The sequence below is a fragment of the Streptomyces sp. NPDC101132 genome, assembly GCF_044759225.1.
Taxonomy (GTDB): Bacteria; Actinomycetota; Actinomycetes; order Streptomycetales; family Streptomycetaceae; genus Streptomyces.
In genome coordinates, this window is record NZ_JBIVYX010000001.1 from 388,898 (window position 1) to 415,042 (window position 26,145).

Here is a 26,145-nt window from a genome sequence, read left to right on the forward strand (position 1 = left end):
GCGCTCTTCCTCCTTCGCCCGCTCGTCGGCGGCGAACGCCGCGACCAGGAGCAGCGTGACCGCCACGCTGCCTCCGCAGACCGCTATCCGCGAGACCGCAGCCGGATGACATCGCCTCTTGACGGGCTCAGTGGTCAACCTTGCCTCCGTGACCGTGGGTTCGGCGATCTCCTGGGGAGGCTGAGAACCGCTTCGCGGGCTTGGGGCCTACAGGCTCGGGGTCCTCGCGCTTGACACCCTTGCGCTTGGCCTCCCCCACCTTGCCGCGCTTGCCCCTGTCGGCGACCTTCCCCTTGTCGCCCTGCTCGCCCTCGTCGTTCTCGTCGTGGACGTCGCGCTTGCCTTCGCGATCACCCTTGTCGCCCTTGCTGGGCGGACGGGGTACGGCGGGCTTGCGCGGGCTGCTGTCGGGCCTGGGCACCGATGCGTCGGACCGTGCCGGCACTTCCACTGTCCGCACGACGTTCCCAGAGGGCGGCGCAGGCATGTCGACGTACCGCGTCACCTCGACCGTCGGCACCGGGCTCGGCTCGGTGGGAACCACGGGCCGGACCCCTGGCGGCTCGGCTTCGACGGCCCGCGGCGACTGGCCGGTGAGAGCGGCCACGGCGATGACCCCCGAGACCCCGACTGCCACAACGGCACCCGCCAGCGCGACGGCATGGCGATGCTCCATGGAGCTTCCTCCGATTTGTTCTGGACATGCCCAAGTACCCCGGACGGGGACTTCAGGCAGTGGACGTACTTAGGCCCGGCGTCAGGGTGCGGGACCAAGAAGGAACCAGCCGCCAGGTGCGCCTGATTGGCGTCGCGTCAAGCAGCGGGTGCCTGCCTCCGGCCATCGTTGGTGCGTGCACGGCTGGGCGCCAGGGCCCCCGCCGCGTCGCTCACAGACAGGGGAGGCCGGGCTTGCGCAGCCCGTCACGTACGGGCGCAACGAGCGCACCCCCGCCCGAGAACGGGGTGGGGCGAATGCCTCTGGCAGCGGTGAGCTGCGGCACAGTGGACCTCCCTGGGGAACACGCGTCCCATTCGGCGGAGCATGTGCGACAGCGCGGGGTCTGACTCACCGATCACGTAAGCCCGTGGGGCCCGTTCCCGGTACACAGTGGCGCGACCGTGCCGGAGTTGCACCGGACTTCCGCGCGCTGTCACATGAACAGGGAAAACGTACTGGGCAGCGCTGGTTTCAGCCAAGGGCGCACAGGGGCGCCATTCATCACACTAACTACCCGCGTGCGCCCCGCGTGGGCGACGGAGCGCAGCAAGGCCGCGGTCCAGAGACAGAGGGTGAGCCCGACCCGGCTCACGTCTTGTGCCCGCCGGTGCGGTCGAAGCGGACCGGGGCCTGGAAGCGTGCCTTGCGAGCGGCGCGGCGGAAGACCGTGAGGACGGCCGGTCCGGCCAGCAGGATGCAGACCAGGTTGGTGGCCGCGCGACCGGTGTCCCAGCCAAGGGAGGTCGCCAGGTCGAAGGCGAGGTAGCGCTGGAACTGCTCGGTGAAGGGCAGACCGGGCAGGTACGCGATGGAGCTGTTGGGGTCGAGGGAGAAGGGCCAGAAGGAGAGGTTGAGGAGGAACCCGAAGAGGTACCCGGAGACCGAGCCGTATGCGGCGAGCATGAGGACCTCGCGGCGGCCGGTGGCCTTGGGCAGGAGGCCGGCGAGCATGCCGACGAAGGCGCAGCCGAACATCTGGTACGGCATCCAGGGCCCGACCCCGCCGGTGATCAGCGCGGAGGCGAAGAGCGAGGTGCAGCCCAGGGTGAAGCCGAAGCCCGGTCCGAAGACGCGGCCGGCGAGGACGAGGATGAAGAAGACGGTCTCGATGCCCGCGGTGCCGGCGCCCAGGGGGCGGATGGCGGCGTTGACCGCGGACAGCACGCCGAGCATGGCGAGGGCCTTGGAGTTGATGCCGCCCTCGGCGATCTCCGAGATGACGACGGAGAGGACGATCACCAGCAGTACGGCAAAGATGAGCGGCGGGGCGTAGTTCGAGCCGAACTTCCCCGGGGCGACGAGGAACGGCCAGAAGAAGGCCACGACCCCGAGGAAGGCGGCCAGGGCGATGACCAGGGCGGCCCGCGGGCCGATGCGGATGGCGGGGCTGAGCGCGGTCATGTGGCCGTGTCCGTTCCGTCGTCGGCGGTCAGGGCGTCGACCGCCTGGGCGACGGTGAGGTACGGGAGCGGTGCGAGGATCTTCGCGGTCTGCGGGGCGAAGACCGGTGAGGCGACGATGACCTCGGCGGTGGGGCCGTCGGCCACGATGTCGCCTTCGGCCATGACCACGACGCGGTCGGCGGCCCGGGCGACGAACTCGACGTCGTGGGTGGAGATGACGACGGCCCGGCCTTCGGCGGCCAGGTCGTCGACGATCCTGATCAGCTGCTCCTTGGCCCGGTAGTCCAACCCGCGAGTCGGCTCGTCGAGGAGCAGGACGTCCGGGGCCGCAGCTAGTTGGATGGCGAGGACCAGGGCGAGCTTCTGTCCCTCGGAGAGGTCGCGCGGATGGGTGGTGTCGGGGATGCCGGGTGCCAGGCGGTCCAGGAGCGAGCGGGCCGTGGTTCCGTTCGCGGTCACTGCCGACTCGGCGTCCGCCTGCTCGAGTTCCTGCTTCACCGTCTCCAGGTACAGCAGGTCGGTGGGCGTTTGCGGGACCAGACCGACGAGCCCTCGCGCCTCGGCGGCGGGAAGCTTGCGAGGATCGGCCGGTTTCCCCGTGCCCGACGGTATGCCCACCGAGCCCGCGGTACGGGGTCCCGACCCCTGGAGGGCCCACATCAGGGAGGACTTGCCGGAGCCGTTGCGGCCCATGAGCGCGGTCACCTCGCCACCGTGCAGGGTGAGGTCCACCTCGCGTACCGCCGGTACGCCGTGGTAGCTCACGGTCACGCCGCGGGCGGTCAGGAGAGTGGGCCGGTCCGATGCGGTCAGGGGGCGGGCCAGCCCGGCGGCCGTGCCGGCCAGGCGGGCGCGTACGGGGGCGGCGGCGCGGCGGGCGTCGCGGATCGACAGGGGCAGCGGGTCCCAGCCCGCGGCACGGCCGAGCTCCACGATCGGCGGCGCGATGGACGTTGTACGGAAGACCTCCGCGGGCGGGCCCGAGACGACGCGACCGTCGCCGGGCAGGTGGATGACGCGGTCGGCGTACTGGACCACGCGCTCCAGGCGGTGTTCGGCGAGGAGGACCGTGACGCCGAGGTCGTGGACAAGGCGGGTGACGGCGGCCAGGACCTCCTCGGCGGCGGTCGGGTCGAGGGCGGAGGTGGGTTCGTCCAGGACGACGATCCGGGGGTGCGCGGTGAGGACGGAGCCGATGGCGACGCGCTGCTGCTGCCCGCCGGAGAGCTCGTGGAGAGCGCGGTGGCGCAGGTCGGCCAGGCCGAGGAGGTCGAGGGTTTCCTCGACGCGTTTGCGCATGGTCGCGGGCGGTACCGCCAGCTGTTCCATGGTGTAGGCGAGTTCCTCCTCGACGGTGTCGGTGACGAAGCCGTCGAGGGGGTCCTGGCCGACGACGCCCACGACGTCGGCGAGTTCGCGGGGTGGGTGGTCGGCGGTGTTGCGGCCGTCTACGAGGACACGGCCGTACAGGGTGCCGCCGGTGAAGTGCGGGACGAGGCCGTTGACGGCGCCGAGGAGGGTGGACTTGCCGACGCCGGTGTGGCCGACGACGAGGCAGAGTTCGCCTTCCTCGACGGTCAGGTCCACGTCCCTGATCACGGGTTCGGCGGTGTCGTCGTACTGGACGGAGACCTGGTCGAAGGTGATCACGTGGCTGCCTCGGTGCGCGGTGCGGGGACGGGGGGTGTGTGGCGGGACGCCGGGGGTGGCGCCAGGAAGCCGGCGGCGCCCGCGAGAAGGATGGCGGCGGCGGGGACGAGCGGGAGCGTGGGCCAGCTGAGTGGGTAGATCGACGGGTTCAGTTCGGCCGCGTTGAACCCGGCGTTGCTGAAGAGCAGGACGGCGGAGAGGACTCCGCAGCCGGCGACCGCCCACTCGGGGAAGAGCCAGGGGTCGGGCCGGTAGGTGGTACGCGTGATGCGTCGGCCGCCGAGGCGCAGTCCGGCCACACAGAGCAGCGCCCCGACGCCCATGGCGGGCAGGCCCAGCAGCTTCGGGGCGGTGGCGTCCAGGAGGCCGTACGCTCCGGCGCACATCCCGCACATGCCCAGCAGCATCAGTACGCCGGTGATCCGGCGGGAGCGGCGGGTGGCGGTGCCGGCCCGGCCGTAGCCGCGCGAGTCCATGGCGGCGGCCAGGCGAAGGGATCGTTCGAGGGCGTCTTCCAGGACGGGGACGACGATCCCGCGCAGCGCCCGCAGGCCCTTGCTGCGGCCGGCCCGCAGCCGCCGGGCGCGGTGGACGCGCTGGACGCTCTGGACGAGCTGGGGGGCGACGCTGATCGACACGGTGACGGCGACGCCGAGTTCGTACAGGGCGCCGGGCAGGACGCGCAGGGCCCGTTTGGGGTTGGCGAGGGTGTTGGCGGCGCCGATGCAGCACAGCATGCAGGCCAGGCGCAGGCCGTCAGTGGCGGCGGAGAGCAGCGCCTCCAGCGACACCGGGCCGCCGAGCTGGATGCCGGCGTACCAGTCGGGGGTGGGGATGTGCGGGAGGGAGAAGAGGAAGTGGTCGTGCGGGGTGATGCCGGTGGCGAAGACGGCCCGGAAGGCGACGCGGATCGTGACGACGGTCAGCGCCAGGTAGAGGTAGTACTTGAAGCCGCGGGCCCAGGGGGCTTCGGTGCGGCGCATGGTGATGACGTAGCCGAGGACGGCCAGGACCAGGAACAGCAGGAGCGGGTTGTTGGTCCGGCTGACGGCGGTGGCCAGGGCGAGGGCCCAGATCCACCAGGCCACGGGGTGCAAGGTGCGGGGCAGGCGGCGGCCGCCCGCGTCCGGCGCCGGGCCGGACACGGGCGGCGTCGATATCGCCTCGGGCAGGGTACGTGCCACGCCGCTACTCCGTACGACGACGGCGCTTCGCCGCGTAGACGGCCGCCCCGCCGATGAGCAGGACGAGGGCGCCGGTCGCCACTGCCGGCAGGTAGGAGCCGGTGTCGTGTTCGGCGTCTGCGGCCGGGGCCGCGTCGACGACCTTGGGACCGGTGCTGGGCGCAGGCGCTGCGGCGACACCGGGCGGGGTCGCGGAGGCGGGCGCGCTCGGCGACAGGGTGGCCGAGGGGCTGGGGCTCGCTGCCGGAGTCGTCGGTGACGGGGACTGCGCGGGAGGCGCAGACGTCGGCTGTTCCGGCTTCGGGCCAGTTTTGGTACCGGGCGGGACCGGCGCGGCGGTCCGGGTGTCCTTGGGCTGGGGCTCGCTGCCGCCGGTGGGCTTGGCGTTGTGGGCGCGCAGCTGCTCGGGGGTGACGGTGGGCTTGCCCTCCGTGCCCTCGATGTTGGTGGCGCCGAAGATCCACAGGTCCACGCTGCCCGGCTTGGGCTTGTAGAGCATGGCGCCGAGCTGGCTGTAGGTCCAGGTGTTCTGTCCCGGGTCGGCGTGCCAGTACGACCAGTACGCCGAGGCCGGCGGTGTGAGGACGCAGTCCTCCTGCGCCGGGGTCGGGTACTGCTTGCCGCCCTGGTGGCCGCTGTAGCCGATGCGGCAGATGAAGGCGGGGCCGTCGTGGCCGGTGCCGGTGGTGGCCCAGCCGCCCTGGTTGAGGAGCTCGTAGCCGGTGGTGGGCGTGGTGCCGCAGGAGCGATACACGGGACCGCCCCAGTGGCTGAAGTCGACCGCGAGGACGACGCCCGCGGAGGTGGTGCACTGGCCCATGGGCTGCGGTGCTGCTGCGGCCGGCGAAGTGGTGGCGGTCAGAGAGGCCAGGGCCAATCCGACGGCCGCCGCGAGGTTGCCGACGGCGCGTGCGAGGCGGCCGGTCACTGGTGGGCCCCCTTCGCCGTGCGGCGGGTACGGGCAGCGCGTACGAAGCCGTAGCCGAGGAGCGTGAGGAGTACGGCCGCCCCGCCGATGCCGATCACCTGCGTACCGGTGTGGGCGAGCCCCCCGCCCCCTCCGCCGCTGCCGCCGGATCCGCCGCCGTTGTCGCCGGGGGTGACGATCTTCGGGGTGGTGGGCGTGCCGGAGGGCTGGGCCGACCCGGTGGGAGTGGGCTGCGGGGTGGTGCCGTCGAGGCTGCGGGTGAGGGTGCCGAAGGAGATGCCGGTGGCGCCGCCGACGGCCTGCGTGGAGGCGCGCAGGTCGGAGCCGGGCTGGGAGTCCCTGGCGATGTTGAAGCCGCCGTCGCCGTTCTGCTGGGAGGTGAGGAAGGCCAGGGCCTTGGTGATCTGCGTCTTGTACGTGGTGCTGTCGAGGGAGAGGCCCTGGACGGCGAGTGCGGCGGAGTTGACCGAGTTGCCGGAGGCTCCGGGGAAGCCGCCGTCGGGCTTCTGCTGGGCCGCGAGCCACGCGAGGGCCTTGTCGACGGCCGCCTGGGACTGCTGGTCGGGCAGGAGGTCGAGGGCCATCGCGGCGATGGCGGTGGAGTCCACCTCCTCCCCGCTCGGCTCGCCGATGAGGCTGACCCAGGCGCCCGACGGCTTCTGGAGGCTCTTCAGGTAGGCGACGGGCTCGGCCGCGGCGGCGGTCTCCCCCGCCCTGATCTGGGCGATGACGCCCAGGGACTGAGAGAAGACGGAGGTGGCGTTGGTGTAGGCGCCCTTGTCGGCGCAGGAGCGGTCGGGCGCCGGGGTCTTGGCCGGGCAGACTGCCTTGGCGAGCGCGGCGATCAGGTCCTGGCCGCCGAAGGTGCGGGGGTCGCGGCCTACGGCCTCGGCGAGCAGCGCCGCCTTGCCGAGGGAGCCTCCGCCCGCGTACTTGGTGCCGATGTTGGTCCACGAGGCGAGGGTCCGGCCGGTGCCGTCCTTGCCGCCGTGGTCGAGGAAGTCGACGATGCCGCGCAGGGCCGCGTTGTCGGCGCCGGTGGCGGCCAGGGCGTACGCGCCGTCGATGGTCAGGCCGAAGTCGGCGAAGCCGGTGCCGGCAGTGCTCTCGTAGTAGTGGCCTTGGAGGAGCCTCGTGGGGTCGGTGAGGTAGGCCGAGCCCTTTGTGAGGTCCGGGCCGCCCTCGGGACGGGGCGTCGGGCCGGTGGTGGGGCCCGTGGTGGGACCGGTCGGGGAGGGCGAGGGCTCCGGCTGTTTGGTGGTCAGGGTGACCAGGTCGCTCTTGACGCCGGCGATGACGGCGGGGACGGTGGCGAACAGCAGCGGGTCGGTGCCGCCGGCCTCGAAGGCGAAGGCGCCGCTGGGCAGTTGCTGCTTGGACAGCCAGGAGACGGCCGCGTCCGCCCGGCCGGGATCGCCGAGGTGGCGCAGGGCCTGGGCGGCGAAGCCGGTGGCGTAGGCGCTGCCGACCGTGCCGTACGCGGCGGCGGGCAGGCCACCGTCCGCGAGCTGGGCCTTCTTCAGGAAGTCGCGGGCCTTGGCCACCTCCGCCTCGTGGCCGCCGGCCCGCTGGAGGGCGAGGGCGGCGAGGCCGGTGGCTCCGGGCTCGCTGTCACAGCCGTCGCCGCGGCGGATGAGCATGCTGGTGAAGCCGCCGTCCTGGCACTGCATGTCGGTGAGGCGGGCCACGGCGTCGGCGGGCGGGCGGACGTCGCCGCCGAGGAGGGCGATCACGGCGAGGGCCTGGCCCTCGGCCTGGCCGGAGGTGGTGGGGAAGTCGCCCTTGACGGTGCAGCCGGGTACGGGCGTGGGGGCGTCCGATCCGCTGGTGCAGACGTGCTTGAGGAGGTCGCCGAGGAGGTCGTGGCCGCCGACGGCGCGGGGGTTGCCGCCCGTGGCCTCGGCCACGAGGGCGAGCCGGGCCGCAGCCGGCGCTTCAGGCGCCTGGTCCTTGCCGGACGGGTAGGCGTACGCGTCGGTGTGCTCCGGCCGGGCCAGGAAGGCGGCTGCCTTCGCGGCCGCCGGGCTCTTCGGGGCGGCGGCGGCCAGGGCGAGGGCGGTCTCGGCGGTCAGGGAGTGGTTCGGGATCTCGGAGCCTTCGTCGACGACGCGTTCGCCGTCCTTGAGCTGTGCGGTGAGCCAGCGGGTGGCCGCGGGGAGGTCGACCGCGCCGGGCGGGACAACAGGTCCGCTCGTGTCGGTGGGCTTGGGCGAGGGCCCGCCGCCGGCGCGGACGTCGTCCGGGGAGAAGGTGGGTTTGCCGGTGCTGCCGCCGACGTCCGTGCCGCCGAAGACCCAGGCGTCGACGTCCCCGGGCTTGGGGGTGCGGGCCATGGCACCGAGCGGGCTGTAGGTCCAGGCCGTCTGGCCGGGCGAAGCGGTCCAGTAGGACCAGTAGGCGGAGGCCTGCGGGGTGAGCTGGCAGGGCTCCTTGTCCGGGGTCGGGTACTGCGTACCGGAGTTGAAGGAGCCGTAGCCGATCCGACAGATGAAGGCGGGGCCGTCGTGGACGGTGCCGGTGGTGGTGAAGCCGGCTTCGTGGAGCAGGTCGTAGCCGGTGGTCGGGGTCGTGTCGCAGCCGCGCTCGACCTTGCCGCCGAACGGGCCGAAGTCGACGGCCACGATCGCGCCGACCGTGGCCGTGCAGTCCTTGACCGGGTCGGCCGTCGCCGTCGTGGACGGTGCGAGGAAGGCGACGGTCACACCGCAGACGAGCAGCATCGCCGCCGTCATGGACAGCAGTCGTTGTCTGGCGGTCGTGTGCCGGCCTGCCTGCTGTTCGGTTTCCACCCGCGGCCCCCTCGTCGGTGCCGGACGGACGGGGTCGTGGCGAGACGCCCCGTGCGCGAGATCCGCAGGGGCGGTGACGACCACGCCGTAGTCCGCGACGGCGCTCTTCGTTCATGACACGGCCACAGGCAATCCGGCTCGCCCGGGACGATCGCCGGGCCTACGGTTGCGGGTCAGCGCCGGAATTCGACCGGCTTCCCCTGGGGCTGAGTACTTGTCAGCCGCCATGGAACACGGCCCCGAGTGCACCGTCAAGGTGGGATGCGTCTCATCCAGCTGCCGAGCCAGGGCACTTGGGGCCACGCTGGCGGACCCTTGATCACTGGGGTAGCGTCCTGGGCGCCACATGGGGGAATCCGGTGAGAATCCGGGGCTGACGCGCAGCGGTGTGGCACGGCGGACGCCGTGCCGAGCCCGAATGCCCGTGCGGTGACGAAGCATCAGGAAGCCGTACCACGCGTTCCGGACGGCGGCCCCTTCGCCAGGTCGTGCCGGGCGGTCCGCGCATGGTCCCCTGGCGAGGTCGGCCGGCGTTCGCCGATCTCAGGAGCAGGTCATGAACCGTTCCCTCACCTCCCGCCGCCTCGCGCTCGCGGTCCCTGCCGCAGTCGGCGCGTTCGCCCTCGCCGTGGTGCCCGCCGCGGCCACCTCCACGCCCGCCCAGATCGCCACGTCGAAGACCAACGGTGTGGCCTACCTCAAGTCCCTTCAGGCTGCTGACGGTTCCTACGCCGGTTCCGGACTGTCCAACGAGTGGGCCTTCAGCGCCTTCGCCGCCGCGGGTACCGCGGTCGTCGACGTCGCCCCGGGCGGGGACACCACGAAGAACGCCCGGACCGTCTACCGCAACCTGCTCTCCACGTCCGGCTGGCCCTCGGCCTCCCCTGTCGTGACCGACTACGAGCGCGGCACGCTCAACGCGTACGCGGCTGGCATCGACCCCGCCCGGGTCTCCGCCTCCCGCAACCTGATCGCGAACATCTACTCCTACTGGCAGACCGCCGAACCCGGCTACTTCGGCCCCTCCGCCAACTTCAACGGCACCGTCTTCGCCGCCCTCGCCCTCGGCGGCGCCAAGGCCCAGGCCGGCGGCGCCCGCATACCGCAGGCCCTCACCAACTCGCTCGTCGCCCGTATCCGCGCCAACCAGCACAACGACGGCGGCTGGCAGTACGGCAAAGCCGAGGGCAACCCGACCGCCCTGGCCACCCCCGGCGACATCGACATGACCGGCGCCGCCATGGCCGCCCTGTGCGCCTCCGGCGTCCCGAACACCGACACCGACGTCGTCCAGGCGAAGAACTTCCTCAAGAGCAAGCTCGTCACCACCTCGGGCGCCTTCAACTCGATGTACGGCGTCAACACCAGCTCCAACGGCTGGGCCGTCGCCGGCCTCAACGCCTGCGACATCAACCCCCAGACCGGCGACTTCCTCACCACCGCAGGCAAGACCCCGATCGACTTCCTCATCGCCAACCAGTACAACCCCGGCGGCGGCTTCAAGTACAAGCCGGCCGACACCAGCCCCACCGCCTACGCCTCGATCGACTCGCTGCGCGCGGTCGCCAGCGGCGGCTTCACCTCCGCCCCGCCCGTCCCGGTCACCCCGGGCGCCCCGCAGTGGGTGGCCCAGTCGACGTTCACCTCGGGCACCGCCACCAAGCTGGCGCTCACCGTGGACGACGGCGCGGGCGGCCTGAAGGTCTGCTCGGTCTCCTTCACCCCGACCGGCACGACCACCACCCTCGGCGACGTCCTGAACGCGGCAACCACGGCGGCCACCCCGGCCGGCTGTGTCACCAGCGTGACGCCGTCCTCCGGCACCGGCACCATCACTGCCGTCAACGGCAAGGCCAACAGCGGCCCCAACACCTGGAAGGTGAGCGTGGACGGCTCCGCCTTTGCCGGGGCCGCCCGCAACAAGGTGATCAACGTGGGCGACACCATCGCACTGCGCTGGGGCGCCTGAGACGTGCGACGGGCGGGGGTACGCGTCCTGCTCCCCCGCCCGTGGTGCGGCACCTGCTCGGATCAGAAGGACGTCCAGACGAACGACACCTGGTCGCCCGCGTTCAGCTTGAACTGGCAGCCGCCGACCGGGGTGGGCGTGCCGTTGACGGATATGTTCCAGTAGGCCGAGCCGCCGCCGCTGACACCCTTGATCGTGTCGACGGAGAAGTCGTCGAACGAGGCGTACCAGGTGCCGTCCCAGGCGAAGTAGTTCAGGCGGGCGGCGTCGTCCAGGGCGGCGGTCGGGGTGGGGACCTTGCTCGGGTTGGCGCCGCCGTTGGTGCCGTCGCACTTGTGGGTGCCGCCGGTGGCGGTGGTCACGTCGTGGCCCTTGGTCGTGATCTTCCCCTTGAACAGCTGCCCGCCGGGCCCCTGCACGGTGAGGTTGACCTTGACAGGGGCGTTGGTGTTGACCGGCTTGGCGTGGGCGACGGCCGGGACGGTGGTGAGGCCGGTGAGGGCGAGTCCCAGGGCGGCCGTGGTGACGGCGGCGCGGCGGGCGGGGCTCAGGCGCATGGGGTGGCCTTTCTGACCGGTCCGGTCGGCCGATGCGGCTCCCGCGACCGGCACGTCCCACCGGCGGCAGGCGGACGAGCGCGCTGACGTGGTGGTCCGGCGGTACCGGGCTTCGCTCTGCAGACCGTGACAGTGGAAGCGGATGCTGCCGCGCGGCGGGCATCCCGACTCGCGGCGCAGGTCAGCGCGCCACACACGGTTGCAGGTCAGCGCCGGATTCCCACCGGCTTCCCCCGATCGCACAGCCATTCGGTTGTGACCCGGCCGGAGCCGGGCAGTGGCATCGTACGGGGCGCACACCCGGCAGCCAAGCGCCTTACGTGGCAAGGGCGCTGAGCGACTCGGCCGCGCCGAGGCGGGTCGCGAGCGAGATGCAGCCAAATGACCCACTCGTTCGAATGAGCTTCATGCTCGCAAATCCCGACGGCTCCCGGTCGGTATCCCCGACGTAGAGCCGCATCTCCGACTCGCGCCCCAATTGCCGGAATTTCCGGCTGTACGTACTAGGATCCGCCGCTAGCATCACTCGATCGACCGCTGCTCACCCAATCGATTGGAAGCCCGATGATCGGCGTGCTCGTGACTTTCACGCAGACCGACAAGTTCGATCGTTCAACTCTGGCAAGGATTGCCGACGAACTCCGCGGACCGTTCGAAGGCATGGCCGGCCTACGCTTCAAGAGCTTCATGCTCGATGAAGACGGTGTTCGGGCAAGGAACTTCTATGTGTGGGATGACGAGGAGAAGGGCCGCTCCTTCTTCACGGAGCAGATCATCGACAAGGTGACGGGAATCTATGGCGTCCCGCCCCAAATCGAGTTCCTCGATATCGTGGGTCTTGTCGACAACTCCGGCACCTGACTCTCAAGGCGGCTGCACAACCGCGCGCCAGGGCAGTGCTTAGTGGCGACGGCAAGCCGAGAAAGGGGGTGCGGCGGACACCACTCCGCCGCACCCCTTCCACCACACGCTGCCGGGCCCCTCAGCCCGGCCGCAGCACCGGGTCCCTCAGCAGTCCCGGTCGTAGGTGTGGAACCCCCGGCCCGTCTTGCGGCCCAGCAGCCCTGCCTCCACCATCCGCATCAGCAGCGGCGGCGGAGCGTAGAGGGGTTCCTTGAACTCGTCGTACAGCGACTCCGCGATGGCGGACACCGTGTCGAGGCCGATGAGGTCGGCCAGCTTCAGCGGGCCCATGGGGTGTGCGCAGCCGAGCTCCATGCCGGCGTCGACGTCCGCCGGGGTGGCGAAGCCGGACTCGGCCATCCGGATCGCCGACAGCAAGTACGGGACGAGGAGGGCGTTGACGACGAAACCGGCCCGGTCCTGCGAGCGGATCGCAGTCTTGCCCAGGGTCTCCCGGGCGAAGGCCTCCACCGTCTCCACGGTCTCCCGGGAGGTGTGCAGCGAGGAGACGACCTCCACCAGCGGCAGCACGGGCACCGGGTTGAAGAAGTGCAGGCCGACGACCCGGTCGGCCCGCCCGGTGGCCATGCCCAGGCGCATGACGGGAAGGGAGGAGGTGTTCGTCGCGAGGATCGCCCCCCGGTCCTCGACGATCTTGTCCAGGGCTGCGAACGTCTCCGTCTTCACCTCAGCGTTCTCGGTGACGGCCTCGATGACGAGCTGCCGGTCAGCCAGGTCGTCGAGGCTGCCGGTGAAGACGAGGCGGGCGAGCGCGTCCTCGGCGGAGATCCGGTCGAGCTTGCCCCGCTGGACGGCGCGCTCGAGGGAGACGGCGACGCGTTCCCGGGCCGCCCGGGCGGCGGTGCCGTCGGCCTCGCAGACGACGGTGTCGAGTCCGGCGCGGGCACAGACTTCGGCGATGCCGGCGCCCATCTGCCCGCCTCCCACGACCCCGACCCTGCGGATACCGGCGCTCATGACCGCACCTCCGCACGGCGGACCAGGTGACGGCTGTACGTGTCGGGAGTGAAGAAGGCCGGCAGGTCGCGCCCCAGGGCAACCCGCTCCAGTACGGCCCTGGCCTCCGGTACGAGTGCGTACGGTCGCTCCGCGGTGAGCGCGGTGCATTCCTCGTCGATCACGGTGAGCAGGGCGTCCCGGTCGATCCTGCGGTGGCGCAGCCACTGCCAGAGCTGGACGCGGGCGATCTCGGCGGTGGCCGCGTCCTCCATCAGCCCGTACAGGGCGACCGCCCCCTGGCCGCGCAGCCAGGCCTCGAAGTATCGGAGCGAGATGGCGACGTTGGCGCGCACCCCTTCCGCCGTGGGCGGCGCGCTGATGCGGCGGACGGAGAGCAGGTCGGCGGCTCGGACGTGTACGTCCTCGCGGGTCCGGTCGAGCTGGTGGGACCTGCCTTCGAGGACGGCGTCGAAGACCTCGCGGCAGACCGGGACGAGCGCGGGGTGGGCGACCCAGGAGCCGTCGAAGCCGTCCTCGGCCTCGCGTTCCTTGTCCAGGCGGACCTTGGCCAGGGCCGCTGCGTTGACGTCGGGGTCCTTGGCCGGCACGTGCGCGGCCATGCCGCCGATGGCGTGCGCGCCGCGCTTGTGGCAGGTGCGGACGAGGAGTTCGGTGTAGGCGCGCATGAAGGGGGCGGTCATCGTGACCTGGGCGCGGTCGGGGAGCTGGAAGTCGGTGCGGTGGCCGAAGGTCTTGATGATGCTGAAGAGGTAGTCCCAGCGGCCGGCGTTGAGGCCGGCGCTGTGCTCCCGCAGGGTGTGGAGGATCTCCTCCATCTCGAAGGCCGCGGTGACGGTCTCGATGAGTACGGTGGCGCGGATCGTGCCGCGCGGGATGCCGAGGAGTTCCTGGGCGAGGACGAAGACGTCGTTCCACAGGCGGGCCTCGCCCGCGTTCTCCAGCTTGGGGAGGTAGAAGTACGGGCCGTGTCCGGCGTCGATCTGACGCTGCGCGCAGTGGAAGAAGTACAGGCCGAAGTCCACGAGCGACGCGGGGACGGGCCGTCCGTCGATCTCCAGGTGCTCTTCGAGGAGGTGCCAGCCGCGGGGGCGGACCACGATGGTCGCCAGGTCCTCGCCGAGGCGGTACACCTTGCCCTCGGGCGTGGTGAAGTCGATGCGGCGCTCGATCGCGTCGAGCAGGTTGAGCTGGCCGCCGATGACGTTGCTCCAAGTGGGGGCGGTGGCGTCTTCGAAGTCGGCCATCCACACCTGGGCACCGGAGTTGAGCGCGTTGACCGTCATCCGGCGGTCCGGAGGGCCGGTGATCTCCACCCTGCGGTCCTCCAGGCCCGGGGCGGGCGGGGCCACGCGCCAGTCGGGGTCGGCGCGGACGGCGGCGGTGGCGATGGAGAAGTCCAGCGGGGAGCCCGAAACGAGGCGGTCCTTGCGGCGGAGCCGCTCCTTGAGGATGTCGGCGCGGCGGTGGCCGAAGGCCGCGTCCAGGCATGCAATGAAGTCGAGCGCCTCCGGGGTGAGGATCTCGTCGTGGCGGTCGCCGGGTGCCGCAAGGACCCGGACCCGGTGCGTGGTGGCGGTGGTGGTCATACGGTCTCCTGACGAGGCGACGAGGGTGGGGCGGGAGCCGGACGGAGACGGTCCTCCGGCTCCCGCTGAACACGGGCCTCCGGCCACAGCCGGGCCGGGAGGGGGCGGAGCGTCCTAGTGGAACTGCTCTGCCTCCGTGGAGCCGGCGAGGGCGGTGGTGGAAGAGGCCGGGTTGACGGCGGTGGAGACCAGGTCGAAGTAGCCGGTGCCGACCTCGCGCTGGTGCTTGACCGCGGTGAAGCCGTGCTGCTGGGCGGCGAACTCCCGCTCCTGGAGGTCGACGTAGGCGGTCATGCCGTGTTCGGCGTAGCCGCGGGCCAGGTCGAACATGCCGTGGTTGAGGGAGTGGAAGCCCGCCAGCGTGATGAACTGGAACTTGTAGCCCATGGCGCCGAGTTCGCGCTGGAACTTGGCGATCTGATCGTCGTCCAGCGCGGCCTTCCAGTTGAAGGACGGCGAGCAGTTGTAGGCGAGCATCTGGTCGGGGTACTGCGCGTGGATGGCCTCGGCGAACTCGCGGGCCTGGGCGAGGTCGGGGGTGCCGGTCTCGACCCAGATGAGGTCGGCGTACGGGGCGTAGGCGAGGCCGCGGGCGATGACGGGGGCCATGCCGTTCTGCACGCGGTAGAAGCCCTCGGCGGTGCGCTCGCCGGTGCAGAACTGCGCGTCGCGCTCGTCGACGTCGCTGGTCAGCAGGTTCGCGGCGAGGGCGTCGGTACGAGCGATGATCAGGGTGGGGGTGTCCGCGATGTCGGCGGCCAGACGTGCGGCGTTGAGGGTGCGGATGTGCTGGGAGGTGGGGACGAGGACCTTGCCGCCGAGGTGGCCGCACTTCTTCTCGGAGGCCAGCTGGTCCTCGTAGTGGATGCCCGCCGCACCCGCCGCGATCATCGCCTTGGTCAGCTCGAAGGCGTTCAACGGCCCGCCGAACCCGGCCTCCGCGTCCGCGACGATCGGGGCCAGCCAGTCAGTCGTGTCGGCGCCGCCCTCGGCGGTGGCGATCTGGTCGGCACGCAGCAGCGCGTTGTTGATCCGACGCACCACCTGGGGAACGGAGTTGACCGGGTAGAGGGACTGGTCGGGGTAGGTGTGCCCGGCCTGGTTGGCGTCGGCGGCGACCTGCCAGCCGGACAGGTAGATCGCCTGGAGCCCGGCTCGGACCTGCTGCACGGCCTGACCGCCGGTGAGCGCGCCCAGGGCGTGGACGTAGTCGAGGTCGTGGAGCTGACGCCACAGCCGCTCGGCGCCGCGGCGGGCGAGGGTGTGCTCCTCGCGGACGCTGCCGGAGAGTCGGACGACGTCCTCGGCGGTGTAGGTGCGCTCGATGCCCGCCCATCGCGGGTCGTCGGCCCACCGCTGCTTGAGCTGCTCGGCCGCCGCCTTCGTCCTGTTGGTGTCTGCCATGACCGTCACCGTCTCCATGGGTTCGCGTGGTCTGCCAACCTCCCGACGCTTACGACAGGAGGTGGCACTGTGTGCCTTGATCTGAGGCGGGGCCGCCGACCCCACCTGGGGAGCAGCTGAGCAATGCTGCAGGTCAGCCTGGTTGGACTGGCCGGATTCCCGACGTCAGGGCGCGAGTCGGGCCCGGCATGTCTGCCAGGCTGCCGGGGTCCGGCGGGCCGCACGACAGACTCTGACAGCGGCACGCAGTGCCATCAATGAGGTACGTCTGCCAACTTCTGCGAATCTTCTGCAGCACATTTGCCAACTTTGCGAAGGGTTCACAGCGACGGGATCATGCGTAATCTGAGGCCGAAGCAGGCCGAAGGAGACCGGGTGGGCAAGACGTACGCGGGTGCGCGGTTGCGGCGCCTTCGTGAGGAGCGCCGGATGAGCCAGGCGGAGCTGGCGCGCGTTCTGGCCATCTCGCCCAGTTATCTCAACCAGATGGAGCACGACTCCCGTCCGCTGACCGTGCCGGTCCTGCTGCGGCTGACCGAGGCGTTCGGCGTGGACCCCGGCTTCTTCTCGGAACGCGACACCAGCCGCCTCGTCGCGGACCTGCGCGAGGCTCTGGCGAACGAGGTCGCCGAGGCCCGGGTCTCCCCCTCCGACCTGGCCGAGCTCGCCACCCGGATGCCCGTGGTGGCCTCCGTCCTCCTGGACCTGGGGCGGCGCAGCCAGCTCCTGGCGGAGCGGCTGGCTGACACCGCGGACGGCAGGGACGGGGGCCCGGCCGCGCCCCGTTCACCGCACGAGGAGATCCGCGAGTTCTTCTACCGGCGTCAGAACTACCTCCACGACACCGACCTCGCCGCCGAATCCCTCGCCCGAGAGATCGGTGTCCGCCCCGGAGAGGTCGTCCGGGTGCTGTCGAACCGTCTCACCGAGCAGCACGGGATCCGGCTCGCCTCGGACTCCGACCGGCTGCACCACTACGACGAGGGGACACGGGTCCTGCACCTGTCGGGCCGGCTCCGCCCCGGCCAGCAGGCGTTCCGCATGGCCACGCAACTCGCCCTGCTGGAGTACGGCGACGAGCTGGACCGGCTCGCCACGGAGGACTTCCCGGCTGGCTCCCCCGCCCACGGCCTGGCGCGCATCGGCATCGCCAACTACTTCGCCGCCGCGCTGATCCTCCCGTACCGCGCCTTCCACACGGCCGCCGAGGAGTTCCGCTACGACATCGAACGCCTCACCGACCACTTCGGCCTCGGCTACGAAACCGTCTGCCACCGCCTGAGCACCCTGCAACGCCCCAGGCTGCGCGGGGTCCCGTTCTCCTTCGTCCGGGTCGACCGGGCCGGGAACATGTCCAAGCGGCAGTCCGCCACCGGATTCCACTTCTCCCGCGCGGGCGGCACCTGCCCGCTGTGGAACGTCTACGAGGCCTTCGCCGCGCCCAGCCGGATCCACGTCCAGGTCGCCGCCATGCCCGACGGACAGCGGTACCTGTGGACCGCCCGGGCCGTGACCCGCCACCGCGGAGGCTGGGGCGAACCCGGCAAGACCTTCGCCATCGGGCTCGGCTGCGAGATCCGGCACGCGCACCGGCTCGTCTACTCCGACGGCCTCGACCTCGGCAACGCCTCCACCGCCACCCCCATCGGCATGGGCTGCCGGCTCTGCGAACGCCTCGACTGCCCCCAGCGCGCCGTCCCACCCCTGGGCCGGGCCCTGACCGTCGACGAGAACAGCAGCACGTTCGTCCCCTACCCCGTGGCGCGAGGCCGGGACTGAGGATCGGGCTCAGCCCAGCCGCCGGGCCTCCGCCTCGGTCACGGGGTCCCCCGCCCGCACTCCGTGGAGCACGTGGGCGAGCACCTCGGCGCCGCGGACCACGCGGGGACCCGGTCGGTTGAAGTACGCCGGGCCGTCCAGCACCCACACCTCCCCGGCCCTCACAGCGGGCAGCTCCTGCCAGCCCGGCAGCGCGGTGAGCAGATCGATCTCCGCCATGGTCCGTTCGGGCGGGAAGCCGCACGGCAGGACGAGCACCACGTCCGGACTGGCCTCGCGGACCGCCTCCCAGGTCATCGGCTGGGTGTGCTCGCCGGGCTCGGCCAGCAGCGGTTCCCCGCCGGCCGCAGTGATCTGTTCCGGTACCCAGTGGCCTGCGGGCCACAGCGGGTCGAGCCATTCGATGGCGACGACCCGGGGCCTGGCCCTGCCCCGCGTGAGTCGGCGGACCTCGTCGAGCCGACCGCGCAGTTCGGTGCGCCGCTGCTCGGCCCGCTCCCGCACCCCGAGCACGTCCCCTACGGTGACCAGGCAGTCGAGCACGTCGTCGAGGGTCTTGGGTTCCAGGCTGAGGACCCGAGGACCGGCATCCATGACGCGCACCGCGCGGGAGACGCCTTCGTAGGACACCGCGCAGACGTCGCACAGGTCCTGGGTGAGCAGGACGTCCGGTGCGAGCGCGGCGAGCGCCTCCGTGTCCAGGGTGTAGAGCGAGGAGCCGGAGTGGGCGGCCCCGCCGACCGCCTCGGAGATCTCCCGGCTGCTGAGGTCGTCCGCGGCGAATTCGGCGCGGGTGACGACGGGCACGGAGGCGACGGCGGCGGGCGGCCAGTCGCATTCGTGGGTGCGTCCGACCAGGTCCGCGGCCAGTCCGAGGTCCGCCACGATGTCCGTGGCCGCCGGAAGCAGGGAGACGATGCGCATACCGCGACTCTAGGCCCGCCCGAGTGGCGGGTCTGGACTTACTAGGACGTCCAACTATATGTTCGTGGCACAAGGTCCGCGGTGCAGGGAAGCCGGTGTGAGTCCGGCACGGTCCCGCCACTGTGACCGGGGAGTGTGCTGCCATCCACACGCCACTGACGAGGACTGTCGGGAAGGCGGGCGGCACGCGGAGATCCGGGAGTCAGGATACCGGCCGCGGGTTGTTCCGTGTTGTCCACGAGGATGGAGCAGACACGCATGGCACCGGTCCGTACCCACGACCCTGGTGATCCGGCGGAGCGAGCGGTGACTCCCGCGTTCACATAGCTCTTCGACGGCCTGACGCCGTCGTCGTCCCACGGCATGCCCTGCGCGGCACCCCACCGGGTGCGGGCGTCGGCCTGCCGTGCCATCCCCGGATCCAACCTGACGAGAGCAGGCATCCATGGTCCGTGAACTCACCCATTTCATCGGCGGAAAGCACACCACCGGAACCTCCGGGCTCTTCGCCGACGTGCACGACCCCAACACCGGCGCCGTCCAGGCGCGCGTACCGCTGGCCGGGCGGGCCGACACCGAGGCCGCCATCGTCAACGCCGAGGAGGCGCAGGCGGAATGGGGCCAGTGGAACCCGCAGCGCCGGGCCCGGGTGCTGCTGCGTTTCCTCCAGCTCGTCGAAGGCGAGCGCGAGAGCCTGGCCCGGCTGCTGTCCGCCGAGCACGGCAAGACCGTCGCCGACGCCCATGGAGACCTCCAACGCGGCCTGGAGGTGGTGGAGTTCGCAGCCGGGATCCCGCACCTCCTGAAGGGCGAGTTCACCGACAACGCGGGCACCGGCATCGACGTGCACTCCCTGCGCAGCCCGCTCGGCGTGGTCGCCGGCATCACCCCGTTCAATTTCCCCGCCATGATTCCGCTCTGGCAGGCGGCCCCCGCCCTGGCCTGCGGGAACGCGTTCATCCTGAAGCCGTCCGAACGTGACCCTTCCGTGCCGCTGCGCCTCGCGGAGCTGTTCCTGGAGGCCGGGCTGCCGCCGGGCGTACTCAACGTCGTCAACGGCGGCAAGGAGGCCGTTGACACCCTCCTCGAGGACCCTCGCATCCAGGCCCTCGGCTTCGTCGGCTCCACCCCGATCGCCGCGCACATCTACGCCACCGCCGCCGCCCACGGCAAGCGTGCCCAGTGCTTCGGCGGAGCCAAGAACCACATGATCGTGATGCCCGACGCCGACCTCGACCAGGCCGTCGACGCCCTCATCGGCGCCGGCTACGGCTCGGCCGGCGAACGCTGCATGGCCATCTCCGTCGCCGTGCCCGTCGGCGAGGAGACCGCAGACCGCCTGGTCGCCGCGCTCAAGGACCGGCTTTCGACCCTGAGGATCGGCCGGTCCGACGACCCCGAGGCGGACTTCGGACCCCTGGTCAGCCGCGACGCCCTGGACCGGGTGAACCGCTACGTCGACATCGGCGTGAACGAGGGCGCCGAACTCGTCGTGGACGGACGGGGGTTCACCCTGCCCGGGCACGAGAACGGCTTCTTCGCGGGCGCCACGCTCTTCGATCGGGTCTCCCCGCAGATGCGCGTCTACCGCGAGGAGATCTTCGGCCCTGTGCTGTCGGTCGTCCGGGCCGCCGACTTCGAGGAGGCGCTGCGCCTGCCGAGCGAGCACCCGTACGGCAACGGCGTGGCCATCTTCACCCGGGACGGTGACACCGCCCGCGAGTTCACCCGCCGGGTCAACACCGGCATGGTCGGCGTCAACGTGCCCATCCCGGTGCCCGTCGCCTACCACACCTTCGGCGGCTGGAAGCGCTCCGGATTCGGCGACCTGAACCAGCACGGGCCGGACTCGATCCGCTTCTACACCCGTACGAAGACCGTCACCTCGCGCTGGCCCTCCGGGGTCAAGGAGGGCGCGAGCTTCACCATCCCGACGATGGGGTGAGCGCCGTGACCACCACCCTCACCGAGGACCAGCTCGCGCTCGCCGAGGTCACCCTCGACTTCGCCCAGGAGCAGCTCGCCCCGCACGCCCTGGCCTGGGACCAGGACAAGCACTTCCCCGTCGACGTCATCCGCCGAGCCGCCGGACTGGGGCTGGCCGGCGTGTACGTACGCGAGGAGCACGGGGGCTGCGGACTCACCCGTACCGACGGGGTCCTCGTCTTCGAGACGCTGGCCACCGGCTGCCCGTCCATCGCCGGCTACCTCTCCATCCACAACATGGTCGCCTGGATGATCGACCGCTATGGCGACGACGCCCAGCGCGAGCGCTGGCTGCCCGGTCTCTGCTCCGCCGCGACGCTGGCCAGCTACTGCCTGACCGAACCCGGCGCGGGCTCGGACGCCGCTGCCTTACGCACCCGCGCGGAGCGGCAGGACGGCCACTACGTCCTGACCGGGGTCAAGCAGTTCATCTCCGGCGCCGGCGCCTCGGACCTCTACCTGGTCATGGCACGGACAGGCGAACCGGGCCCCGGAGGAATCTCCGCCTTCATCGTCGAGCGTGCGGATCCGGGTGTCTCGTTCGGGCCCAACGAAAGGAAGATGGGCTGGAACGCCCAGCCCACCCGCCAGGTGATCCTCGACGGGGTCCGGATCCCCGCCGACCGGCGACTGGCCGCCGAGGGCGACGGCTTCCGGATCGCCATGAACGGCCTCAACGGCGGCCGCCTCGGCATCGCCGCCTGCTCGCTCGGCGGCGCCCAGAGCGCCCTGGACCGCTCACTGTCCTACCTCGCCGACCGCGAGGCCTTCGGAACCAGGCTGCTGGACGCCCAGGCCCTGCAGTTCCGCCTGGCCGACATGGCCACCGAGCTCGCCGCCGCCCGCGCCCTGGTCCGGCAGGCCGCCGAATCCCTCGACACCGGGGATCCGCTGGCCCCACGCCTGTGCGCGATGGCCAAGCGCTTCGCCACCGACACCGGGTACGCGGTGGCCGACGCCGCCCTCCAACTGCACGGCGGCTACGGCTACCTCAGCGAGTACGGCATCGAGAAGATCGTCCGCGACCTGCGGGTCCACCAGATCCTGGAAGGCACCAACGAGGTCATGCGCGTCATCGTCGCGCGCGGACTCACGGAGACACTGCGATGACCAACGAGAACCCCACCGCAGAGGACCACGTCCTGCTGCGCACCGAGGGCCACGCCGCGTACATCACCCTCAACCGCCCCAAGGCACTCAACGCCCTCAGCCACCCCATGGTCCAGCACATCGAAGAGGCGCTGTCCGCCTGGGCAGACGACCCTTCGGTCGAGCTGGTCGTCATCGAGGGCGCAGGTGAACGGGGTCTGTGCGCGGGCGGCGACATCCGTGCGATCTACCAGGACGCCCGCACGGGCGGTACCGCCTCGGCGGACTTCTGGCGCGACGAGTACCGCCTCAACGCCCTGATCGCCCGCTACCCCAAGCCGTACGTCGCCCTCATGGACGGCATCGTCATGGGCGGCGGGGTCGGGGTCTCGGCCCACGGCAGCGTCCGCATCGTCACCGAGCGCTCCAAGGTCGCCATGCCCGAGACCGGCATCGGCTTCGTCCCCGACGTCGGCGGCACCTACCTCCTGGCCCTCGCCCCCGGTGAGCTCGGCACCCACCTCGCGCTCACGGGAGCACCCGTCGGCGCTGCCGACGCCCTGCTGTGCGGGCTCGCCGACCACTTCGTGCCCTCGTCGGCGCTGCCCGACCTGGTGCGGGACCTGGCCCTCCAGCCGGTACACGCCGTACTGGAGCGGTACGTGAAGCAGCCACCGTCCGGCGAACTGGGCACGGCGCGCGAGTGGATCGACCACTGCTACGCCCCGGACACGGCCGAGGAGATCGTCGCGCGGCTTCGGACGTCGGGCGAGCCCGCCGCGAAGGACGCAGCCGGCACCCTGCTGGCCAAGTCCCCCACGGCGGTCAAGGTCACCCTGGCCGCGCTGCGCCGGGCCCGGCACCTCGGACCGCTGGAACGGGTGCTGGAACAGGAGTACCGCGTGTCCTGCGCGGCACTCGCCTCCCCCGACCTCGTGGAGGGCATCCGCGCCCAGGTCGTCGACAAGGACCGCGACCCGCACTGGACGCCCGCCACGCTGGAGGACGTCACCCCCGCGGACGTGGAACGGTACTTCGCCCTGCTCGACGCGCACGAGCTCCGGCTCGACGCGGCCGCTACGTCCCAGGAGGTCGTCTGGTGAGCACCACCGTCGCGTTCATCGGCCTCGGCCACATGGGCGGCCCGATGGCCGCCAACCTCGTCAAGGCCGGACACCGCGTCCTCGGCTTCGACCTCGTCCCCGACCTGCTGGCCACCGCCGCCACGGCCGGGGTCGAGCCCGCCGCCTCCGCGGCCGCGGCAGCCGCCGCAGCCGATGTGGTGATCACCATGCTCCCGGCGGGCCGCCACGTCCTGGCCCTCTACCGCGAAGGGGGACTGCTGGCCGCGGCCCGGCCCGGCACGTTGTTCATCGACTGCTCCACCATCGACGTCGCCGACGCCCGCACCGCGCACGAGGCCGTCGTCGCGGCCGGGCACCGCGCACTGGACGCCCCGGTCTCCGGCGGAGTCGTGGGCGCCGAGGCGGCCACCCTCACCTTCATGGCGGGCGGAGGACCCGCGGAATTCGCCGCCGCAGAACCACTGCTCGATGCCATGGGCAAGAGGGCCGTGCGCTGCGGCGCCGCCGGCGCCGGCCAGGCCGCGAAGATCTGCAACAACATGATCCTCGCCGTCTCGATGATCGGCGTGAGCGAAGCGTTCGTCCTCGCCGAGAGCCTCGGCCTGGACCACCAGGCCCTCTACGACGTCGCCTCCACCGCCTCCGGCCAGTGCTGGGCCCTCACCGTCAACTGCCCCGTCCCCGGACCGGTCCCGGCCAGCCCCGCCAACCGCGACTACCGCCCCGGCTTCGCCGCCCCGCTGATGGCCAAGGACCTCGGCCTCGCCGCCAACGCCTTGCGGGCCAACGGAGTCGATGCGCCCCTGGGCCTCAAGGCCGCCGAGATGTTCGCCGCGTTCGCAGCCGACGAAGGCGCCGGCCTCGACTTCTCGGCCATCGTCCGCACCCTCCGACCGCAGAACGGAACCACCACATGACCGCGTACGAGACCGTCCTGCTGGAACGCAAGGGCCGGGTCGCCGTCCTCACCCTCAACCGGCCCGAGGCCCTCAACGCCCTCAACCTCCAGGTCATGACCGAGGTCGTGGCCGCGACCGAGGAGCTCGACCGGGACCCGGAGGTCGGCTGCATCGTCCTCACCGGCTCGGCCAAGGCCTTCGCGGCAGGCGCTGACATCAAGGAGATGCGCCCGCAGACCTACATGGACATGTACCTCTCCGACTGGTTCACCGCCTGGGACCGCCTCGGCCAGGTCCGCACCCCCACGCTCGCCGCCGTGTCCGGCTACGCCCTCGGCGGCGGCTGCGAACTGGCCATGCTCTGCGACATCCTCCTCGCCGCCGACACCGCCAAGTTCGGGCAGCCCGAGATCAAGCTCGGCGTCATCCCCGGCATCGGCGGCTCCCAACGTCTCACCCGTGCCGTCGGCAAGGCCAAGGCGATGGAACTGTGCCTGACCGGGCGCACCATGGGCGCCGCCGAGGCCGAACGCGCCGGGCTGGTCTCCCGGATCGTCTCCGCCGACGACCTCCTCGACGAGGCCCTCGCCGTCGCCACGACCGTCGCCGAGATGTCCAAGCCGGTCGCGATGATGGCCAAGGAATCCGTGAACCGCGCCTTCGAAACCACCCTCGCCGAAGGCGTCCGCTTCGAACGCCGCCTCTTCCACGCGGTGTTCGCCACGGCCGACCAGAAGGAGGGCATGTCCGCCTTCGTCGCCAAGCGTCCACCGCACTTCACCCACGGCTGACCAAGAACAGGCGTCCCCGGGGATCCCACCTCTGTCCCCGGCGGCGCCGCGCGTCCGTCCCGGACCCGCCAAGCCGGGGCGGACCGTACGCCGTACCCGTCTCCTGCCTCGGAACACCCGCTGTGATCAGGGACTCATCCCCTTGGACCAAGGAGGCTGCGGGCGGTAGCGTCACGCCGACATCTACACATAGCGACGACGGCGAGACGGAAGCCCGGTGTGAATCCGGCATGGTCGCGCCACTGTGTGCTGCGACGACACCCTCCACGGGGTGGCGGCGCGGCGAGTCAGACCCTCGGACCGTCGTTCCGCACCACCACATGGGACGCGTAGTTCCCCGAGGAGGTTCCACCATGGCCGAGGCCCTCGCCCCCGCTGCCATACCCACCCCCGCCGTCTCGCCGTCGGCTCCGCTGCCCGTCAAGGCCGTCCTGCCCTGGGCGCTGTTCGTCGGTCTCCTGATGCTCGTGGCCCTGTACTTCGTCGGCGCCGAACAGGGTGCCACCGCCGTGTTCTCCGGCGAGGGCGTCCACGAATGGGTCCACGACGGACGTCACCTGCTCGGCTTCCCCTGCCACTGAGAGGCACACGCACCATGTACGCCTCCACCGTCAGAGGTCTCCTGGTCCGCGGCATGCTCGCGGGCCTGATCGCCGGACTCTTCGCCTTCGCCGTCGCCTACGTCGTCGGTGAGCCCCCGGTCCGGGGCTCCATCGCCGTCGAAGAGGCCACGGCCGCCAAGGAAGCCGCCCCGGCCGCCGGCCACGCAGGGCACGGTGCCGCCGCTCCCGCCGAGGAAGAGGAAGAACTCGTCAGCCGCCCCGTCCAGTCCACCGTCGGCCTCGCCACCGGTGTCCTGGTCTACGGGGTCGCCCTGGGCGGCATCGCCTCCCTCGCGTTCTCCTTCGTGCTCGGCCGCGTCGGCGGGTTCAGCCCGCGGGCCACGGCGGCGCTCACTGCCGCCGGCGCCTTCACCACCGTCTACTTCGTGCCGTTCCTCAAGTACCCGGCCGCCCCGCCGGCCGTCGGAAATCCCGACACGATCGGGCAGCGCACCACGCTGTTCTTCCTGATGATCCTGCTCAGCGTCCTGCTCGGCGTCGGCGCGATCATCCTCGGACGCCGACTGGCACCGCGCCTGGGCAACTGGAACGCCACCCTGGCGGCCGGCGCCGGCTTCGTCGTCGCCACCGGGCTGGCCTTCCTGGTCCTCCCGGACAACACCGACGCCGTCAAGCCCGAGTTCCCCGCGGCCCTGCTGTGGGAGTTCCGGGTCGCGTCGGTGGCCGTCCAGGTCGTGATGTGGGTCGTGTTCGGAGTCGTCTTCGGCGTCCTCGGCCAGCGGCTCCTGGCCCACCGCACCGACCCCGCCGGTGCGGAAGCCACGGCCCCGCAGCAGGCCTCGGCCCTCGGCTGACCCCCCGGCCCGGTCGCTTCGGCTCTGCCGCCCCTTCACAACGGGGGCGGTAGGGCCGAAGTCGTCACCGGGCACTCATACGGCAGCGAGGACTGCCTGCGCA

General features: G+C 71.6%; 21 protein-coding genes and 6 riboswitches. Of the genes, 10 read left to right on the plus strand and 11 right to left on the minus strand.

The window, feature by feature from the left end:
- Positions 1–127 precede the first annotated feature (127 nt).
- The 6 genes from ACIQUR_RS01905 to ACIQUR_RS01930 form a co-directional block, all read right to left on the minus strand.
- Positions 128–676 carry a hypothetical protein gene (locus ACIQUR_RS01905; protein WP_403656698.1) on the minus strand — a complete coding sequence of 183 codons (549 nt, stop codon included), beginning with the start codon at positions 674–676 and terminating at the stop codon, positions 128–130.
- 357 nt (positions 677–1,033) lie between these two features.
- Positions 1,034–1,168, minus strand: a riboswitch (cobalamin riboswitch).
- Between the two features lie 138 nt (positions 1,169–1,306).
- A complete protein-coding gene (locus ACIQUR_RS01910; protein ID WP_403656701.1) occupies positions 1,307–2,119 on the minus strand; it encodes an ECF transporter S component in 813 nt (270 codons plus the stop codon).
- A complete protein-coding gene (locus ACIQUR_RS01915) occupies positions 2,116–3,771 on the minus strand; it encodes an ABC transporter ATP-binding protein (protein WP_403656704.1) in 1,656 nt (551 codons plus the stop codon). The genes ACIQUR_RS01910 and ACIQUR_RS01915 overlap by 4 nt, the downstream gene beginning before the upstream one ends.
- A complete protein-coding gene (locus tag ACIQUR_RS01920) occupies positions 3,768–4,955 on the minus strand; it encodes an energy-coupling factor transporter transmembrane component T (protein WP_403656707.1) in 1,188 nt (395 codons plus the stop codon). The genes ACIQUR_RS01915 and ACIQUR_RS01920 overlap by 4 nt, the downstream gene beginning before the upstream one ends.
- Before the next feature lie 4 nt (positions 4,956–4,959).
- Complete coding sequence (locus tag ACIQUR_RS01925; RefSeq protein WP_403656710.1) at positions 4,960–5,883, minus strand: hypothetical protein; 924 nt, start codon at positions 5,881–5,883, stop codon at positions 4,960–4,962.
- Complete coding sequence (locus ACIQUR_RS01930) at positions 5,880–8,615, minus strand: prenyltransferase/squalene oxidase repeat-containing protein (protein ID WP_403657948.1); 2,736 nt, start codon at positions 8,613–8,615, stop codon at positions 5,880–5,882. Before ACIQUR_RS01930 ends, ACIQUR_RS01925 begins: the two co-directional genes overlap by 4 nt.
- A 162-nt stretch (positions 8,616–8,777) precedes the next feature.
- Positions 8,778–8,926, minus strand: a riboswitch (cobalamin riboswitch).
- Positions 8,927–8,985: 59 nt separating this feature from the next.
- A riboswitch (cobalamin riboswitch) is annotated at positions 8,986–9,117 on the plus strand.
- A 111-nt stretch (positions 9,118–9,228) separates the two neighbouring features.
- Between ACIQUR_RS01930 and ACIQUR_RS01935 the strand changes: the two genes are divergently transcribed.
- On the plus strand, positions 9,229–10,641 hold the full coding sequence (locus tag ACIQUR_RS01935) for a hypothetical protein (protein WP_403656713.1): 1,413 nt from the start codon (positions 9,229–9,231) through the stop codon (positions 10,639–10,641).
- A 62-nt stretch (positions 10,642–10,703) separates the two neighbouring features.
- Here the strand turns inward: ACIQUR_RS01935 and ACIQUR_RS01940 are convergent, their stop codons facing one another.
- Positions 10,704–11,198, minus strand: coding sequence for a DUF4430 domain-containing protein (locus tag ACIQUR_RS01940; RefSeq protein ID WP_403656716.1), 495 nt, complete (start codon positions 11,196–11,198; stop codon positions 10,704–10,706).
- Positions 11,199–11,334: 136 nt separating this feature from the next.
- A riboswitch (cobalamin riboswitch) is annotated at positions 11,335–11,477 on the minus strand.
- 285 nt (positions 11,478–11,762) lie between these two features.
- Here ACIQUR_RS01940 and ACIQUR_RS01945 point away from each other — a divergent pair.
- Complete coding sequence (locus ACIQUR_RS01945) at positions 11,763–12,059, plus strand: hypothetical protein (RefSeq protein WP_403656719.1); 297 nt, start codon at positions 11,763–11,765, stop codon at positions 12,057–12,059.
- A 147-nt stretch (positions 12,060–12,206) separates the two neighbouring features.
- Here the strand turns inward: ACIQUR_RS01945 and ACIQUR_RS01950 are convergent, their stop codons facing one another.
- The 3 genes from ACIQUR_RS01950 to aceA all read right to left on the minus strand — a co-directional run bounded on the left by ACIQUR_RS01950 (position 12,207) and on the right by aceA (position 16,072).
- Positions 12,207–13,079, minus strand: coding sequence for a 3-hydroxybutyryl-CoA dehydrogenase (locus ACIQUR_RS01950; protein ID WP_403656722.1), 873 nt, complete (start codon positions 13,077–13,079; stop codon positions 12,207–12,209).
- Entirely contained in the window at positions 13,076–14,668 is a 1,593-nt protein-coding gene (aceB, locus tag ACIQUR_RS01955; protein WP_403656725.1) for a malate synthase A, read from the minus strand. The genes ACIQUR_RS01950 and aceB overlap by 4 nt, the downstream gene beginning before the upstream one ends.
- Positions 14,669–14,782: 114 nt before the next feature.
- Positions 14,783–16,072 carry an isocitrate lyase gene (gene aceA / locus ACIQUR_RS01960; protein WP_403656728.1) on the minus strand — a complete coding sequence of 430 codons (1,290 nt, stop codon included), beginning with the start codon at positions 16,070–16,072 and terminating at the stop codon, positions 14,783–14,785.
- A gap of 375 nt (positions 16,073–16,447) precedes the next feature.
- On the opposite strand from aceA, the gene ACIQUR_RS01965 reads away from it, so the two are divergent.
- A complete protein-coding gene (locus tag ACIQUR_RS01965) occupies positions 16,448–17,851 on the plus strand; it encodes a short-chain fatty acyl-CoA regulator family protein (RefSeq protein ID WP_403657951.1) in 1,404 nt (467 codons plus the stop codon).
- A gap of 9 nt (positions 17,852–17,860) precedes the next feature.
- Here the strand turns inward: ACIQUR_RS01965 and ACIQUR_RS01970 are convergent, their stop codons facing one another.
- Positions 17,861–18,775: a cobalamin-binding protein gene (locus ACIQUR_RS01970; RefSeq protein ID WP_403656731.1), complete on the minus strand. Its 915-nt coding sequence runs from the start codon at positions 18,773–18,775 to the stop codon at positions 17,861–17,863.
- A 48-nt stretch (positions 18,776–18,823) separates the two neighbouring features.
- A riboswitch (cobalamin riboswitch) is annotated at positions 18,824–19,009 on the plus strand.
- 211 nt (positions 19,010–19,220) lie between these two features.
- Between ACIQUR_RS01970 and ACIQUR_RS01975 the strand changes: the two genes are divergently transcribed.
- The 7 genes from ACIQUR_RS01975 to ACIQUR_RS02005 all read left to right on the plus strand — a co-directional run bounded on the left by ACIQUR_RS01975 (position 19,221) and on the right by ACIQUR_RS02005 (position 26,042).
- Positions 19,221–20,720, plus strand: a complete 1,500-nt coding sequence (locus ACIQUR_RS01975; protein WP_403656734.1) for a CoA-acylating methylmalonate-semialdehyde dehydrogenase — start codon at positions 19,221–19,223, stop codon at positions 20,718–20,720.
- Between the two features lie 5 nt (positions 20,721–20,725).
- On the plus strand, positions 20,726–21,871 hold the full coding sequence (locus ACIQUR_RS01980; RefSeq protein ID WP_403656737.1) for an acyl-CoA dehydrogenase family protein: 1,146 nt from the start codon (positions 20,726–20,728) through the stop codon (positions 21,869–21,871).
- On the plus strand, positions 21,868–22,953 hold the full coding sequence (locus ACIQUR_RS01985; RefSeq protein WP_403656740.1) for an enoyl-CoA hydratase/isomerase family protein: 1,086 nt from the start codon (positions 21,868–21,870) through the stop codon (positions 22,951–22,953). Before ACIQUR_RS01980 ends, ACIQUR_RS01985 begins: the two co-directional genes overlap by 4 nt.
- Positions 22,950–23,852, plus strand: coding sequence for a 3-hydroxyisobutyrate dehydrogenase (mmsB, locus tag ACIQUR_RS01990; protein WP_403656742.1), 903 nt, complete (start codon positions 22,950–22,952; stop codon positions 23,850–23,852). The genes ACIQUR_RS01985 and mmsB overlap by 4 nt, the downstream gene beginning before the upstream one ends.
- Positions 23,849–24,625 carry an enoyl-CoA hydratase gene (locus tag ACIQUR_RS01995; protein WP_403656745.1) on the plus strand — a complete coding sequence of 259 codons (777 nt, stop codon included), beginning with the start codon at positions 23,849–23,851 and terminating at the stop codon, positions 24,623–24,625. Before mmsB ends, ACIQUR_RS01995 begins: the two co-directional genes overlap by 4 nt.
- A 208-nt stretch (positions 24,626–24,833) precedes the next feature.
- A riboswitch (cobalamin riboswitch) is annotated at positions 24,834–24,918 on the plus strand.
- Positions 24,919–24,978: 60 nt separating this feature from the next.
- Positions 24,979–25,206, plus strand: coding sequence for a CbtB-domain containing protein (locus ACIQUR_RS02000; RefSeq protein WP_384753696.1), 228 nt, complete (start codon positions 24,979–24,981; stop codon positions 25,204–25,206).
- A gap of 14 nt (positions 25,207–25,220) precedes the next feature.
- Positions 25,221–26,042, plus strand: a complete 822-nt coding sequence (locus tag ACIQUR_RS02005; protein WP_403656748.1) for a CbtA family protein — start codon at positions 25,221–25,223, stop codon at positions 26,040–26,042.
- The last annotated feature ends 103 nt before the right edge of the window (positions 26,043–26,145 follow it).